Genomic DNA, 12,349 nt, shown 5'->3' with positions numbered 1-12,349 from the left:
CGCTTGCGATTGAGGGCGCAATTTCCTACCAGAAAGCTGAAACCATATGAAACAATATTACCAATAGGTGCCCCATGAGCTTCCGCATTCAGCCTGCCGCCCCTGCCCGCCCGAACCGCTGCCAATTGTTCGGCCCCGGCTCCCGCCCGGCGATTTTCGAGAAGATGGCGGCATCGGATGCCGATGTGATCAACCTCGACCTCGAAGACAGCGTCGCGCCCTCGGACAAGGACAGTGCCCGGGCCAATATCATCAAGGCGATTTCCGAGATCGACTGGGGCAACAAGACGCTTTCGGTCCGGATCAACGGGTTGGACACGCCCTATTGGTACCGCGATGTGGTGGAGCTGCTGGAACAAGCCGGGCCGCGCCTTGACCAGATCATGATTCCGAAAGTCGGCTGCGCGGCGGATGTCTATGCGGTGGATGCACTGGTGACGGCGGTGGAGACCGCCAAGGGCCGCGAGAAGAAGATCAGCTTTGAGGTCATCATCGAATCCGCCGCGGGCATCGCCCATGTGGAAGAGATCGCGGCCTCCTCCCCGCGCTTGCAGGCGATGTCGCTGGGGGCGGCCGATTTCGCCGCCTCCATGGGGATGCAGACCACCGGCATCGGCGGCACGCAGGAGAACTATTACATGCAGCGCGGCGACCAGAAACATTGGTCCGACCCCTGGCACTGGGCACAGGCGGCGATTGTGGCGGCCTGCCGGACCCATGGCGTGCTGCCGGTTGACGGGCCCTTTGGCGATTTCTCGGACGACGAAGGGTTTCGCGCACAGGCCCGGCGCTCGGCCACCTTGGGCATGGTCGGCAAATGGGCGATCCACCCCAAGCAGGTGGCGCTGAGCAATGAGGTTTTCACCCCCTCTGACGAAGCCGTGGCCGAAGCGCGGGAGATTCTGGCTGCGATGGAAGAGGCCAAGGCCAAGGGCGAAGGGGCCACCGTCTATAAGGGACGGCTGGTCGATATCGCAAGCATCAAACAGGCCGAGGTGATTGTGCGCCAGTCCGAGATGATTGCCGAGAGCTGAGCGCGCTTTGCAGACCGCCGGGGGCGCTGCCCCCGGACCCCCGCGGGTATTTGAAAAAGGATGAAGGGAGAAGGCCGGGCTTCCCTGCCTTGCGAAGCTGCGTTGCAAACCGGCGCATTGCGCTCCATATACACAGGCAACAAGCCGGAGCATGCAATGACCCAATATCTGGATTTCGAAAAACCACTGGCCGAGATTGAAGGCAAGGCGGAAGAGCTGCGGGCGCTGGCCCGGTCCAACGAAGAGATGGACATCACCGCCGAGGCCCAGGCGCTGGACAAGAAAGCCGCGGTGATGCTGGAGGACCTTTATGGGTCGCTCACACCCTGGCGCAAATGCCAGGTGGCGCGGCATCCGGAGCGGCCGCATTGCAAGGACTATATCGAAGCGCTGTTTACCGAGTTCACGCCTTTGGCGGGGGACCGGAACTTTGCCGATGACCATGCGGTCATGGGCGGCCTGGCGCGGTTCAATGACACGCCGGTGGTGGTGATTGGCCATGAGAAGGGCAATGATACCAAGAGCCGGATCGAGCGGAACTTCGGCATGGCGCGGCCCGAGGGCTATCGCAAAGCGGTGCGTCTGATGGAACTGGCCGATAAGTTCAATCTGCCGGTGGTGACCATTGTTGATACGCCCGGCGCCTATCCCGGCAAGGGGGCCGAGGAGCGCGGCCAGTCCGAGGCGATTGCGCGTTCGACCGAGAAATGTCTGCAGATCGGCGTGCCGCTCATTAGCGTGATCGTGGGCGAAGGCGGCTCTGGCGGGGCGGTGGCCTTTGCCACGGCGAACCGTGTGGCGATGCTGGAACATTCGGTCTATTCGGTGATCACGCCGGAAGGCTGTGCCTCGATCCTGTGGAAAGACAGCGAGAAGATGCGCGAGGCTGCGGAGCAGATGCGGCTGACGGCGGATGAGCTCAAGACGCTTGGGGTGATCGACCGGATCATTCCCGAGCCGATGGGCGGCGCGCATCGGCATGCCGAAGACTCCATCGCCGCTGTGGGCGAGGCGATTGGTGAGATGTTGCAAGACCTTGATGGCAAGGACGGCCCGACGCTTATCAAGGACCGCCGGACCAAATTTCTTGAAATGGGCCGCAAGGGGCTGGCGGCCTAGGCCAGCCTTGCCCTGAAACGCGGATCGGCTGCGATCTGATCAAAGCCAGCGCGGCGGTAGAAGCCCTGGACGCGCTGGTTGCGCGGGTCCGTGCCGACGGTGACATAGGCGCAGCCCTGCGCCCTTGCGTGATCGAGCGCGGCCTGCACCAGCGCGCGGCCCAGCCCCTTGCCACGCGCCGTGTCGCAGACGAACAGATGATGCAGATCCATCCCCCGCGCGCCGAATTGCAACTGCATCTGCGGGCATAGCGCGGCATAGCCCTGCAGGCCCGTGTTGCCCTGGGCCACCAGCAAGGTGATCCATGGCGCGGGGCCGAGGCTGTCGCGCTCCAAGGCCGGCAGGGTCAGCGTGGCTGCGTCGCCGTGGTAGGCGGCCAGCGCATGGGCGAGGTCGAGAACCATCGGCAGGTCTGATTTTTCGGCAGGGCGGATCAGGGGCATATTGTCTCTTTCTGGGGGGGGCACCACAGGGAGACAAGCCAAGCCGCACTGTGGCGGCTGTTGGATAGGGGAAAGGGGCCGCGCCGGTTAGGAGCGGGGGTAATAGACGGTTGCGGTGCAGGTCTTTTCCATGGGCCATCTCATGCGCCTGCCCAGCCCGGCTGTCAAGCGACCGCAGCCGCTTTCGTGACAGGATGTGAATTGAAACCACGGGCCTGAGACCCGATATTTATAGCAGAGGGCGTCCGCGAGACCCCGACACGACTGGGCGCCCCGATCCCCGCATCGCAAAGGAGCCTGTCATGTATAAACGTATCCTCACCGCCGCCCTGCTCTTTGGCATGGCCTGCACCGGCCCGCCCGTCTGGGCCCAGTCCTGCGCCCCGCGTACGGCCCTTGTGACCCGGCTGGAAGCGGCCTATGGCGAGACCCTCTCGGCCCGCGGCCTGCAAAGCGGGCAGTCTCTGATCGAGATTTTCGCCTCCCCCAAAAGCGGCAGTTTCACCGTGCTGATGAGCCGTCCTGATGGCATCAGCTGCATCCTGTCGACCGGCACCCATTGGATGGTGGAACCCGGCCTTCCCGAGAAGGAGGGGGTGACGGGATAGGGCTCAGCTGGCCAGCATCCGCAGGCCCTGGGTCACGTCCGAGCGCACCGCGAGCCGCAGGCCGGGCTCATCCCCGGCCCGCAGCGCGGCAATGATCAGACGGTGGAAATGCGGCGGCTCGGTCCGCCGCAGCCGGCCATAGAGCGCGCGCATGGTCGGCCCCATCTGCAGCCAGACCGTTTCGGCCATGGCCAGCATCGCGGGCGCCTGCGCGCGCAGGTAGAGCGTGCGGTGGAATTCGAGATTGGTGCGGATGTAGCTGACCGCATCCCGATGCGCGACCGCTTCGGCGATATTGGTGTTGATCGTCTGCATCCGCTCGATCAGCGCCATATGGGCGCGCGGCAGGGCGCGGGAGGCCAGTTCGACCTCCAAAAGCGCCCGCAGCGCCGCCAGTTCCTCGATCCGCTCGTTGCTGAGCTCAGGCGTAGAGATCCGCCCCGAGGTCGACATGGTCAGCGCCCCTTCGGCAGCGAGCCGCCGCACGGCCTCGCGGGCGGGGGTCATCGACACGTCGTATTCACGCCCCACGCCGCGCAGGGTGAGCGCGTGGCCGGGGGGCAGATCGCCATGCATGATGCGCGAGCGGAGCCCGCGATAGACGCGGTCATGGGCCAATGGCGTGGCCTCGATGGGGCGGGGGCTCAGGTTCATGGGGCGGTTGTGATCACAAGCGGCCAAGAGGTCAAGTGCGGCGTTTGCGGTGCGCGCTGGATCACCCGTTGCCCTGCGGGGCACTGCGGTCTATCGGGGGCCAAACTGCCAAAGGAGCCGCCCCCCGTGACCCAAAGAGACTTCATCCGCCATGTGGTTTTCTTTTCAGCCAAAGACCCCAAGGACATTCCCGCGATCAAGGCGGGGCTTTGGAAACTTGCCGACATCCCCCATTCGACCTGCTTTGAGATCTGCGAGAACAGCCGCGTCGATGCGCTCTCGGACGCGGTGGATGTGGTGGTCTATGCCGAGTTTCCCGATGCCGAGGCACTGGCCGCTTACAAGGCCCATCCGATCTATCAGGAGTCTATCGACATCGTGCGGCCCCTGCGCGACATGCGGGTGCCGGCGGATTTCTAAAGACGCCGCGCCCTAAAACCGGTAGCGGTGCAGCCCGCCGCCATGGTCCCGCAGCCATTGCCGGGCCGGGCCATAGTCGCCGTAAATCCGCGTGACCTCGGCCCAGAAGGCGGGCGAATGGTTCATCTGCGCCAGATGCGCGACCTCATGCGCCGCGACATAGTCCAGCACCTCGGGCGGGGTCATGATCAGCCGCCAGGAGAACATCAGCCCGCCGTCGCTGGTGCAGGAGCCCCAGCGGGAGCGCGTATCGCGCAGGGTCAGACGATGATAGGGCCGGCCCAAACGCGCGGCATAGCCGTCACAGGCGCCTGCGAGCCGGTCCCGGGCCATTTCGCGCAGATGCGCGGCGAGCCTCTTGCCGATGCTCTCTTCCGGCCCCGGCACGGCGATCTCCGCCGCCCCGATCCGCACACCGCGCCCCGGCCCGGCGGTGACCCGCAGCATCTTGCCGGCCAGCGGAAGCTCCGCCCCGGGGCCGACGATCACATCCGCCCCCCGGGCGGCGAGATGCTTGCGAATCCAGTCCTGCTTGGTCTCGGCGAAGGCCAGCGCCTCGCGCTCGGGCAACCGTTTCGGCAGGGTCAGGGTCACCCGCCCATCCAATTGCGAAATCCGCAGGGAAATGCGGCGCGCCCGCGCGGAACGGCGCAGCGTCAGGGGAATCGGCGGGTTGCCGGGCAGCACAGGGTCTTTCATTACCGGGGCAACGTCCCTAGATAGAGGCCAAAGCCTTTGACAGTGCCCCCCTCATATGGCACTTGGCCGGAATCATCTACACGCAACAGCAATATTATAAAGGGGTGTTTCATGCCCAACGAAGAATGGGGAACCAAGCGCCTGTGCCCCACTACGGGCAAGCGCTTCTATGACCTCAACAAGAATCCGATCATCAGCCCCTACACGGGCGAAGAGGTCGAGGTCGACAATGCCAAATCCCGCATGATCGCGGCGGATGCCGAGGATGCGGCCACAGCGAAAGCCAAGAAGGGCGACAAAGTTGACGACGATTCGCTCGTTGATGACGATGATGCCGTGGACGTCGATCTGGACGATGATCTGCTGGACGACGATGACGACGACACGGATACTGTGCCGCTCGACGATCTGGCCGAAGTCGCTTCGGACGACGAAGATTAATTAATCGGCGGCGGGGTCATTTTCCGCTTGATCCCGCCTTCGCCAGCGCCTAGACAGCGCCACAGAACGACCCGGATCACATGATCCACGATGGGGCCTTAGCTCAGCTGGGAGAGCGCCTGCATGGCATGCAGGAGGTCAGCGGTTCGATCCCGCTAGGCTCCACCAAACACCTTACGCAGTAAGGTGTGACTCGCGGCAGTCGCTTCGAAGAAGCGATGAGAGCGCTGCACAACAGATCTACACTCGAAACAGCGGTATCTCACGATTAAATAAAGATACATTGCGCGCGGCGCCTTCCCGCGGGCAGGCGACGGCCCGGCGCCTGCGGCATTATTCCGGGCCTCTCAGAACAGCGCCCGGCGAATCAAGTTCAGCCCCGCCAGCAAGAGCACCACCAAGGTCATCTTGCGAAACAGCACCGGATCGACCCGGTCCATCACCTTGCCGCCCAGCCAGACCCCAAGCATCACTGGCGCCAGCAGCAGCGCCGAGAAGGGCCAGGTCTGCGCGTTCAGCACCCCCGAGCCCAGATGCGCGCCAAGCAGCGCCATGGCGCCCAGCCCGTAGATCACCCCCTGTATCCGCATCTGATCGTGTTTATCGGTGCCAAGCGCCGTCAGATAGGCCACGGTCGGAGGCCCCCAGACGCCCGACAGCCCGCCAATCGCCCCGGCAAAACCGCCCACCAGCGCCTCGACCCGCCCCGAGCGGCGGGGCAGGTGAAACTTGTATTTCGACAGTTGCAACAGGGTGAAAAACACCACCGGCCCGCCGATCAGCAAAAGCAGCAGGGACTGCGGCACCGATTGGACCAGCTGCGCGGTGATCGTCATGGCGGCGGCACCGCACAGCAGGAAAATCCAGAACATGCGAATGGTGCGCAGCGCCGCATTCGGCCCCTGCCGCAAGGCCTGAAACGCATTCGCCAGAACCGTGGGCAAGATCAGACCCGCAAGCGCCAGCTCTGGCGCCATAAAGGTCGTAAGCCCCGAGATCAAAATCAGCGGCAAGGCAAAACCGACCACGCCTTTGACGAATCCGGCACAGAGCCCGATGACCAATGCGGCGTAGAATTCGAACGGGGTGAGAAAGGGGAAAATACTGTCCATGCCGCTACATAGCAGGCTGATCCCCGGCTGCACGATGAAAATCATCGCGCAAGAATAAAACAAAACGTCGCGGCAAAACGTATCTTTGTTGTGCTGCAACTGCGAAGGCGCTATGTCTGCCCCAAGCAAGAAAGGACAGCCCATGGCACATGACGGTCAGGACATGACGATGCATAGCGTAATTCTCGACGATCTGACCGGGCTGACCGGCGCGGCGCTGGCGCCGCTCGACCGGCTGCTCGACAGCGCCACCGCCGCCGTGCGGGCGCAGGTGAGCGACGGCGACCGGGTGTCGGCCAAGCTGATCGAGGCCAACCAGACCGCCGCCCATGGGCTGGCCTGGCTTGCGACCTATGTCCAGGCGCTGCGGCAGATGCAGCTTTGGGCCGAACGGTTGCAAGGTGACGGGCGCTTTGGCGAGGTGGAACAGCTGCTGCATCAGATCGCCTTTGGCGAATACCTCTGCCAGATCAGCGGCGGCATTCAGATGAACCAGGGCGAAATGCTGCGCCTGCAAGATCTGGGGTTGAGCGCCGAAGATGAGGCCACGCTCGACGACCCTGCAATCACCACCCTGACCCGCAGCGGCAACACCCAAGCCGCGCGCAGCCGGCTGGTGGAGCTGATGCAGGAGCGCAATGCCGATGTGACCTTTGGCGTCAGCGGCCTGGATGAAGAGCTTGAGATGATCCGCGACCAGTTCCGCCGCTACGCGGTGGAGAAGGTCGAACCGCACGCCCATGATTGGCACCTGAAAGATGAATTGATCCCGATGGAGGTGATCGAGGAACTGGCCGAGATGGGCGTCTTCGGCCTGACCATCCCCGAAGAATACGGCGGGCTGGGGCTGACCAAAGCCTCCATGTGCGTGGTCAGCGAGGAACTCTCGCGCGGCTATATCGGCGTTGGTTCGCTCGGCACCCGGTCTGAGATCGCGGCGGAACTGATCCTCTGCGGCGGCACCGACGCGCAGAAAGAGAAATGGCTGCCCCGCATCGCCAGTGCCGAAACCCTGCCGACGGCGGTCTTTACCGAACCGAACACAGGCTCCGACCTCGGCAGCCTGCGCACCCGCGCGGTGAAGGACGGGGACGACTACAAGGTGACCGGCAACAAGACATGGATCACCCATGCCGCGCGGACCCATGTGATGACCCTGCTGGCCCGCACCGACCCTGAGACCACCGACCACCGGGGCCTGTCGATGTTTCTGGCCGAAAAGACCCCCGGCGACGATGCCAACCCCTTCCCCACCCCCGGCATGACCGGTGGCGAGATCGAGGTGCTGGGCTACCGCGGGATGAAGGAATATGAGCTTGGCTTCGACGGTTTCGAGGTGAAGGGCGAGAACCTTTTGGGCGGCGAGGAAGGCCGGGGCTTCAAACAGTTGATGGAAACCTTCGAGTCCGCCCGTATCCAGACCGCCGCCCGCGCCATTGGCGTCGCGCAATCGGCGCTCGATATCTCGATGCAATATGCCCAAGACCGCAAGCAGTTCGGCAAGGCGCTGATCAACTTCCCCCGCGTGTCGGGCAAGCTGGCGATGATGGCGGTGGAGCTGATGGTGGCGCGGCAGCTGACCTACTACAGCGCCTTCGAGAAGGACGCCGGGCGCCGCTGCGATGTCGAAGCGGGCATGGCCAAGCTGCTCGGCGCGCGGGTCGCATGGGCCGCCGCCGACAATGGCTTGCAGATCCACGGCGGCAACGGTTTTGCGCTGGAGTATAAGATCAGCCGGGTGCTCTGCGACGCACGGATTCTCAACATCTTCGAGGGTGCCGCCGAAATACAAGCACAGGTCATCGCGCGGCGGCTATTGGGCTAGGCCAGCGCATGGGTTGAACCTGCCGTCAATGTCGGGGACATAGGCGGCGGTTTACTCGAAAGGATGCCCCATGCGCATGTTTCTGATCCTCGCCAGCCTCGTCGTGCTTCCCCAGTGTCAAAGCGATGGCACGCCCGACGTCTATGGCGATAGCGGCACGACCTGGCAGCTTACGACGCTGAATGGCGAAGCTGTCACCGCCCGCGCAACGCTGATGTTTCCCGAAGCCGGGCAGATCGCTGGCAAAGCACCCTGCAACAGCTTCAGCGGCCCCCTGACCGCCGACTTCCCGGCGTTCGAGACAGGCCCCATCGCCGCCACCCGCATGGCCTGCCCGGATCTGGCGCTGGAAACGGCGTTCTTGAACGGGCTGGATCAAGCCACGACCGCCACGGTCGACGCGGGCATTTTGACCCTGTCAAACGACAGCGGTGCAACGCTGGTGTTCAAAGCCGCCGACTGAAGGCGTCGATGAAGCGGGCGCGGGCTTCCGGCAGCGGTTTGCCGCCCAGATCCCGCGCCAGATGCGCGGTGAGAAAGTGGCCGGTGGTGGTCAGCCCCTGCGCCACTTCAGCATCGCTCCCCGCCCCGCCGCGCAGCACCGGGGGCAGCGGCAGCAGACGGTCCGCCCACTCCCCCGCGCCTTGGGCCGAGACCGCCCTGCCGGACTTGGGCGAGACATAGATCAGCCCTTCATGCGCCCCTGTCACCGCGCAGGTGTCAAGGTCGAGCGCATAGCCCATTTCCTCCAACAGCCGCAGCTCCCATTTGAGATAGGCCAGCGGCCAGACCTCCCCCTGCCCCAGCATATCGAGGAGCGTCTCGGTCCGGCGGTAAAGCGCCGGATGCGGCTCGCGTTCGGGCAGGCAAAAGGCCAAGAGCGCGGTCACCGCATTAAGCCCCGCCAGCGCCAGACGGTCCTGCATCGCCACCGCGGCGCGGCTGCGCAGTGGCTCAACGGTGAAGGCGCCGATATGGTCTTCCAACCGCGCCCGCCAGGCCAGATCAAGCTGCGCGCCGGGTTGCAGGCTGGGGGCGATCTTGCGGCTGGTGCCGCCGCGCACGACGCCGGCATGGCGGCCCTGCTCGGGGGTGAAGACTTCGATAATGGCCGAGGTCTCGCCATGTCGCCGCGCGCTCAGCAAGATGCCCTGATCGCGCCATTCCATCAGGCCAGCCCCGGTTCGTCCAGCAGATGACGGCCCTGCCGGTCTTCGACCTCGATCACCCAGAGGTCCGGGTCGAAGCTGCGCTGGCGGGCGACGGTGGCGTCGACTTCACTTTCATCGCCCGAGGCAAGTTCAACCCACTTCCGATCCCCGGTCATCAGGTCAAAGGAGCGTTGAAACAGCACGGCGCGGCCATCCAGCGTGGCCAGTTTGACTAGCACCGCGCCGCCGGTGTCATCGCCATGCGCCACGACGAAAGCGGGAATGTCCTGCAACCGTAGCCGCGCGAGATAGGCATCGACCCAGAAACGCGCGGTCAGGCGGGGCATGGCTGGCCTTTACGCTCAGTCGTTGCCATCTTTGAAATCCAAGCCCATCTCGGAGTAGCGCTCGGCCTCTTCCAGCCAATTGGCCCGGACTTTCACCTGCAGGAACAGATGCACCTTGCGGCCAAGGAACTCTTCCAACTCCTCGCGCGCGGCCTTGCCCACGGCCTTGATCGTCTCGCCCTTATTGCCCAGCACGATGCCCTTGTGGCCATCGCGCACGACATAGACCAATTGGTCGATCCGGGCCGAGCCGTCCTTGCGCTCTTCCCAATTCTCGGTCTCGACAGTAAGCTGATAGGGCAGTTCCTGATGCAGGCGCAGGGTCAGTTTCTCGCGGGTGATCTCGGCCGCGATGTTGCGCATCGGCAGATCGGCGATCTGGTCCTCGGGATAGAGCCACGGGCCTTCGGGCACCTCGCCCGCCAGCCATTCGCGCAGCGTGTCGACACCATGGCCGCGCTCGGCGGAGATCATGAAGGTCTCGCTAAAATCGAAAGCCGCGTTCATCTTTTCGGCCAGCCCCAGCAGCACCGGCGCCTCGACGCGGTCGATCTTGTTGATCGCCAGTGCCACGCGGCGGCCCTTGGCGATGTTGCCCAATTCTTCCAGAATGCGTTCCACACCCTCGGTCACGCCGCGATGCGCTTCGATCAGCAGCACGATCACATCGGCATCCGCAGCCCCGCCCCAAGCCGCGGCGACCATGGCGCGGTCCAGCCGCCGGCGCGGCTGGAACAGGCCCGGCGTGTCGACGAAAACCAATTGCGTCTCGCCCTCCATCGTGACGCCGCGGATGCGGGCGCGGGTGGTCTGGACCTTATGGGTCACGATCGAGACCTTGGCCCCCACCATGCGGTTCAGCAGCGTGGATTTGCCCGCGTTGGGCTCTCCGATCAGGGCGACGAATCCGGCGCGGGTGGTCATGAGTTACTCTCCAATTGCCGCAGCAGCGTGGTGGCGGCGGCCTGTTCGGCGGCGCGCTTCGAGGGCGCGGTGGCGGCGGCTTCGGCCCCATTGTCGAGCCGCGCGGTGATGGTAAAGACCGGCGCATGGTCCGGCCCGCTGCGCCCGGTCTGGACATAGCGTGGCGGGTTGAAGCCGCGCGCCTGCGCCCATTCCTGCAAGGCGGTCTTGGCGTCGCGGGCATCTTCCTTGACGGTCTTCAGCCGGTCGCCCCAAAGCCGCAGCACCAACTCCTTGGCCGCGTCAAAGCCCCCATCAAGATAGACCGCCGCGATCACCGCTTCAATCGCATCGCCCAAAAGCGCCTGTTTGCGTCGCCCGCCTGAAATCATCTCGGACCGGCCCAGTTTAAGCACCTTGCCCAGATCAATCTCCCGCGCCACATCGGCGCAGGTCTCCTTGCGCACCAGCGCGTTGAAACGCGGCGCCAACTGCCCTTCGGTAGCGCCGGGGTCTAGCGCCAGCAGCGCTTCGGCCATCACCAGCCCCAAGACCCGGTCGCCCAGAAACTCCAACCGCTGGTTGTCGTCCCGGTTGGCCGAGGACATGGAGGCATGGGTCACGGCGCGGCCCAGCAGGTCCGGCTTGGCAAAACTATGGCCGATCCGCGCCTCGAAGGCTTTGAGTTCCCCGCTCAGCTTCATCTGACCGCTTCAAAGAAACGGTCGCCACGCCATGTCCAGAAGAACAGCATCGAGCGGCCAGCCGAGCTGAACATGATGCGGTCGGCCCGGCCAATGAGGTTCTCGAACGGCACAAAGCCCACGCCGCCCGCGCGCTGCGCCAAACGGCTGTCGGCGGAATTGTCGCGGTTGTCGCCCATGAAGAAGTAATGCCCCTCGGGCACGGTATAGACACCGGTGTTGTCCGACTGCTGATCGCCGATGTTCAGCACCGGATAGGACACGCCATTGGGCAGGGTTTCGATCTGGCGGCTCTTTTTACAGATACCACCTTGGCCCACGGGGCCGTTTTCACAGCGCGGGCGCAGACGTTGTGGGCCTTGCGGCGCCATGACTTCTTCGAACACGCCATCGTCTTCATGTTTGACCGGGGTGCCATTCAGGCTGATCACCCCATTGCGGATCTGCACCTTGTCACCGGGCAGGCCGATCAGACGTTTGATATAGTCGCGCCCCGAAACCGGGTGACGGAACACCACCACATCGCCGCGTTCCGGCTCGGAGCCGAAGAGCCGCTCGTTGTCGCCGTCAAAGACCCCGCAAACATCCTTGGCGTCGATCTCGATCCCCATGCCGGGCAGCATCAGGCTGGGGCAGGAAGCATAGGAGTAGCCATAGGCCATTTTGTTCACGAAAAGGAAATCACCGATCAGCAGGGTCTCTTTCATCGAGCCGGAGGGAATCCAGAAGGGTTGGAAAAAGAGCGTCCGAAAGACACCGGCAATCAGCAGCGCCCAGAAGATGGTCTTGATGGTTTCAACAAAGGCGTTGCCGGTTTTTTCCTTGGCGGCCATGCGGCGCTCCTGACATATCGGTTTGGCGTTACATGCTTGGCGCTGTCGGGCAAGTC

16 protein-coding genes and 1 tRNA gene are annotated in these 12,349 nt (G+C 64.2%); 8 read left to right on the top strand and 9 right to left on the bottom strand.

Translation table 11 applies throughout. The features are described 5' to 3' along the window. Nucleotides 1-74 precede the first annotated feature (74 nt). Together AB4M76_RS15450 and AB4M76_RS15445 are read left to right on the top strand one after the other, a co-directional pair. Nucleotides 75-1,034, top strand: a complete 960-nt coding sequence (locus AB4M76_RS15450; protein ID WP_368442892.1) for an L-malyl-CoA/beta-methylmalyl-CoA lyase — start codon at nucleotides 75-77, stop codon at nucleotides 1,032-1,034. Between the two features lie 156 nt (nucleotides 1,035-1,190). After that, nucleotides 1,191-2,153, top strand: coding sequence for an acetyl-CoA carboxylase carboxyltransferase subunit alpha (locus AB4M76_RS15445; RefSeq protein WP_368442891.1), 963 nt, complete (start codon nucleotides 1,191-1,193; stop codon nucleotides 2,151-2,153). On the opposite strand, the gene AB4M76_RS15440 is transcribed toward AB4M76_RS15445, so the two are convergent. Further along, a complete protein-coding gene (locus AB4M76_RS15440; protein WP_368442890.1) occupies nucleotides 2,150-2,596 on the bottom strand; it encodes an N-acetyltransferase family protein in 447 nt (148 codons plus the stop codon). The two genes, AB4M76_RS15445 and AB4M76_RS15440, sit on opposite strands and share 4 nt — an antisense overlap. Nucleotides 2,597-2,898: 302 nt before the next feature. On the opposite strand from AB4M76_RS15440, the gene AB4M76_RS15435 reads away from it, so the two are divergent. After that, a complete protein-coding gene (locus AB4M76_RS15435) occupies nucleotides 2,899-3,204 on the top strand; it encodes a hypothetical protein (protein ID WP_368442889.1) in 306 nt (101 codons plus the stop codon). 3 nt (nucleotides 3,205-3,207) lie between these two features. Here the strand turns inward: AB4M76_RS15435 and AB4M76_RS15430 are convergent, their stop codons facing one another. After that, nucleotides 3,208-3,858 (bottom strand): GntR family transcriptional regulator, encoded by a 651-nt coding sequence (locus AB4M76_RS15430; protein WP_368442888.1) that lies wholly within the window; start codon nucleotides 3,856-3,858, stop codon nucleotides 3,208-3,210. 126 nt (nucleotides 3,859-3,984) lie between these two features. Between AB4M76_RS15430 and AB4M76_RS15425 the strand changes: the two genes are divergently transcribed. Further along, nucleotides 3,985-4,278, top strand: coding sequence for a Dabb family protein (locus tag AB4M76_RS15425; protein WP_368442887.1), 294 nt, complete (start codon nucleotides 3,985-3,987; stop codon nucleotides 4,276-4,278). Nucleotides 4,279-4,290: 12 nt separating this feature from the next. Here the strand turns inward: AB4M76_RS15425 and AB4M76_RS15420 are convergent, their stop codons facing one another. Then, nucleotides 4,291-4,977, bottom strand: coding sequence for a M48 family metallopeptidase (locus AB4M76_RS15420; protein ID WP_368442886.1), 687 nt, complete (start codon nucleotides 4,975-4,977; stop codon nucleotides 4,291-4,293). Between the two features lie 111 nt (nucleotides 4,978-5,088). Here AB4M76_RS15420 and AB4M76_RS15415 point away from each other — a divergent pair, with 111 nt between their 5' ends. Then, complete coding sequence (locus AB4M76_RS15415; protein ID WP_368442885.1) at nucleotides 5,089-5,418, top strand: TIGR02300 family protein; 330 nt, start codon at nucleotides 5,089-5,091, stop codon at nucleotides 5,416-5,418. 92 nt (nucleotides 5,419-5,510) lie between these two features. After that, nucleotides 5,511-5,586, top strand: a tRNA-Ala gene (locus AB4M76_RS15410). 179 nt (nucleotides 5,587-5,765) lie between these two features. Here the strand turns inward: AB4M76_RS15410 and AB4M76_RS15405 are convergent. Beyond that, nucleotides 5,766-6,530: a sulfite exporter TauE/SafE family protein gene (locus tag AB4M76_RS15405; protein WP_368442884.1), complete on the bottom strand. Its 765-nt coding sequence runs from the start codon at nucleotides 6,528-6,530 to the stop codon at nucleotides 5,766-5,768. Nucleotides 6,531-6,672: 142 nt separating this feature from the next. On the opposite strand from AB4M76_RS15405, the gene AB4M76_RS15400 reads away from it, so the two are divergent. Both AB4M76_RS15400 and AB4M76_RS15395 read left to right on the top strand, forming a co-directional pair. Next, nucleotides 6,673-8,355 carry an acyl-CoA dehydrogenase family protein gene (locus AB4M76_RS15400; RefSeq protein WP_368442883.1) on the top strand — a complete coding sequence of 561 codons (1,683 nt, stop codon included), beginning with the start codon at nucleotides 6,673-6,675 and terminating at the stop codon, nucleotides 8,353-8,355. 70 nt (nucleotides 8,356-8,425) lie between these two features. Continuing rightward, nucleotides 8,426-8,818 (top strand): META domain-containing protein, encoded by a 393-nt coding sequence (locus tag AB4M76_RS15395; protein WP_368442882.1) that lies wholly within the window; start codon nucleotides 8,426-8,428, stop codon nucleotides 8,816-8,818. On the opposite strand, the gene recO is transcribed toward AB4M76_RS15395, so the two are convergent. From recO to lepB, 5 genes are read right to left on the bottom strand one after another with little or no spacing between them, the layout of a single operon-like run. Further along, nucleotides 8,802-9,524 (bottom strand): DNA repair protein RecO, encoded by a 723-nt coding sequence (recO, locus tag AB4M76_RS15390; protein WP_368442881.1) that lies wholly within the window; start codon nucleotides 9,522-9,524, stop codon nucleotides 8,802-8,804. The genes AB4M76_RS15395 and recO overlap by 17 nt on opposite strands. Next, nucleotides 9,524-9,853 carry a DUF1491 family protein gene (locus AB4M76_RS15385; RefSeq protein ID WP_368442879.1) on the bottom strand — a complete coding sequence of 110 codons (330 nt, stop codon included), beginning with the start codon at nucleotides 9,851-9,853 and terminating at the stop codon, nucleotides 9,524-9,526. Before AB4M76_RS15385 ends, recO begins: the two co-directional genes overlap by 1 nt. 15 nt (nucleotides 9,854-9,868) lie before the next feature. Further along, nucleotides 9,869-10,777, bottom strand: a complete 909-nt coding sequence (gene era, locus AB4M76_RS15380) for a GTPase Era (protein ID WP_368442878.1) — start codon at nucleotides 10,775-10,777, stop codon at nucleotides 9,869-9,871. After that, nucleotides 10,774-11,460 carry a ribonuclease III gene (gene rnc, locus AB4M76_RS15375; RefSeq protein ID WP_368442877.1) on the bottom strand — a complete coding sequence of 229 codons (687 nt, stop codon included), beginning with the start codon at nucleotides 11,458-11,460 and terminating at the stop codon, nucleotides 10,774-10,776. Before rnc ends, era begins: the two co-directional genes overlap by 4 nt. Further along, the gene (lepB, locus tag AB4M76_RS15370) at nucleotides 11,457-12,293 is read right to left on the bottom strand and encodes a signal peptidase I (RefSeq protein ID WP_368442876.1); all 837 of its coding nucleotides are present in this window, start codon (nucleotides 12,291-12,293) and stop codon (nucleotides 11,457-11,459) included. The genes rnc and lepB overlap by 4 nt, the downstream gene beginning before the upstream one ends. Nucleotides 12,294-12,349 lie beyond the last annotated feature (56 nt).

The organism is Sulfitobacter sp. PS-8MA, assembly GCF_040933935.1.
GTDB lineage: Bacteria > Pseudomonadota > Alphaproteobacteria > Rhodobacterales > Rhodobacteraceae > Sulfitobacter.
This window is presented reverse-complemented; position numbering and strand designations above follow the sequence as displayed.

Coding starts and splice junctions, on each gene's coding strand:
- AB4M76_RS15450 (WP_368442892.1), top strand. CDS start 75: ATGAGCTTCCGCATTCAGCCTGCCGCCCCTGCCCGCCCGAACCGCTGC.
- AB4M76_RS15445 (WP_368442891.1), top strand. CDS start 1,191: ATGACCCAATATCTGGATTTCGAAAAACCACTGGCCGAGATTGAAGGC.
- AB4M76_RS15440 (WP_368442890.1), bottom strand. CDS start 2,596: ATGCCCCTGATCCGCCCTGCCGAAAAATCAGACCTGCCGATGGTTCTC.
- AB4M76_RS15435 (WP_368442889.1), top strand. CDS start 2,899: ATGTATAAACGTATCCTCACCGCCGCCCTGCTCTTTGGCATGGCCTGC.
- AB4M76_RS15430 (WP_368442888.1), bottom strand. CDS start 3,858: ATGAACCTGAGCCCCCGCCCCATCGAGGCCACGCCATTGGCCCATGAC.
- AB4M76_RS15420 (WP_368442886.1), bottom strand. CDS start 4,977: ATGAAAGACCCTGTGCTGCCCGGCAACCCGCCGATTCCCCTGACGCTG.
- AB4M76_RS15415 (WP_368442885.1), top strand. CDS start 5,089: ATGCCCAACGAAGAATGGGGAACCAAGCGCCTGTGCCCCACTACGGGC.
- AB4M76_RS15405 (WP_368442884.1), bottom strand. CDS start 6,530: ATGGACAGTATTTTCCCCTTTCTCACCCCGTTCGAATTCTACGCCGCA.
- AB4M76_RS15400 (WP_368442883.1), top strand. CDS start 6,673: ATGGCACATGACGGTCAGGACATGACGATGCATAGCGTAATTCTCGAC.
- AB4M76_RS15395 (WP_368442882.1), top strand. CDS start 8,426: ATGCGCATGTTTCTGATCCTCGCCAGCCTCGTCGTGCTTCCCCAGTGT.
- recO (WP_368442881.1), bottom strand. CDS start 9,524: ATGGAATGGCGCGATCAGGGCATCTTGCTGAGCGCGCGGCGACATGGC.
- AB4M76_RS15385 (WP_368442879.1), bottom strand. CDS start 9,853: ATGCCCCGCCTGACCGCGCGTTTCTGGGTCGATGCCTATCTCGCGCGG.
- era (WP_368442878.1), bottom strand. CDS start 10,777: ATGACCACCCGCGCCGGATTCGTCGCCCTGATCGGAGAGCCCAACGCG.
- rnc (WP_368442877.1), bottom strand. CDS start 11,460: ATGAAGCTGAGCGGGGAACTCAAAGCCTTCGAGGCGCGGATCGGCCAT.
- lepB (WP_368442876.1), bottom strand. CDS start 12,293: ATGGCCGCCAAGGAAAAAACCGGCAACGCCTTTGTTGAAACCATCAAG.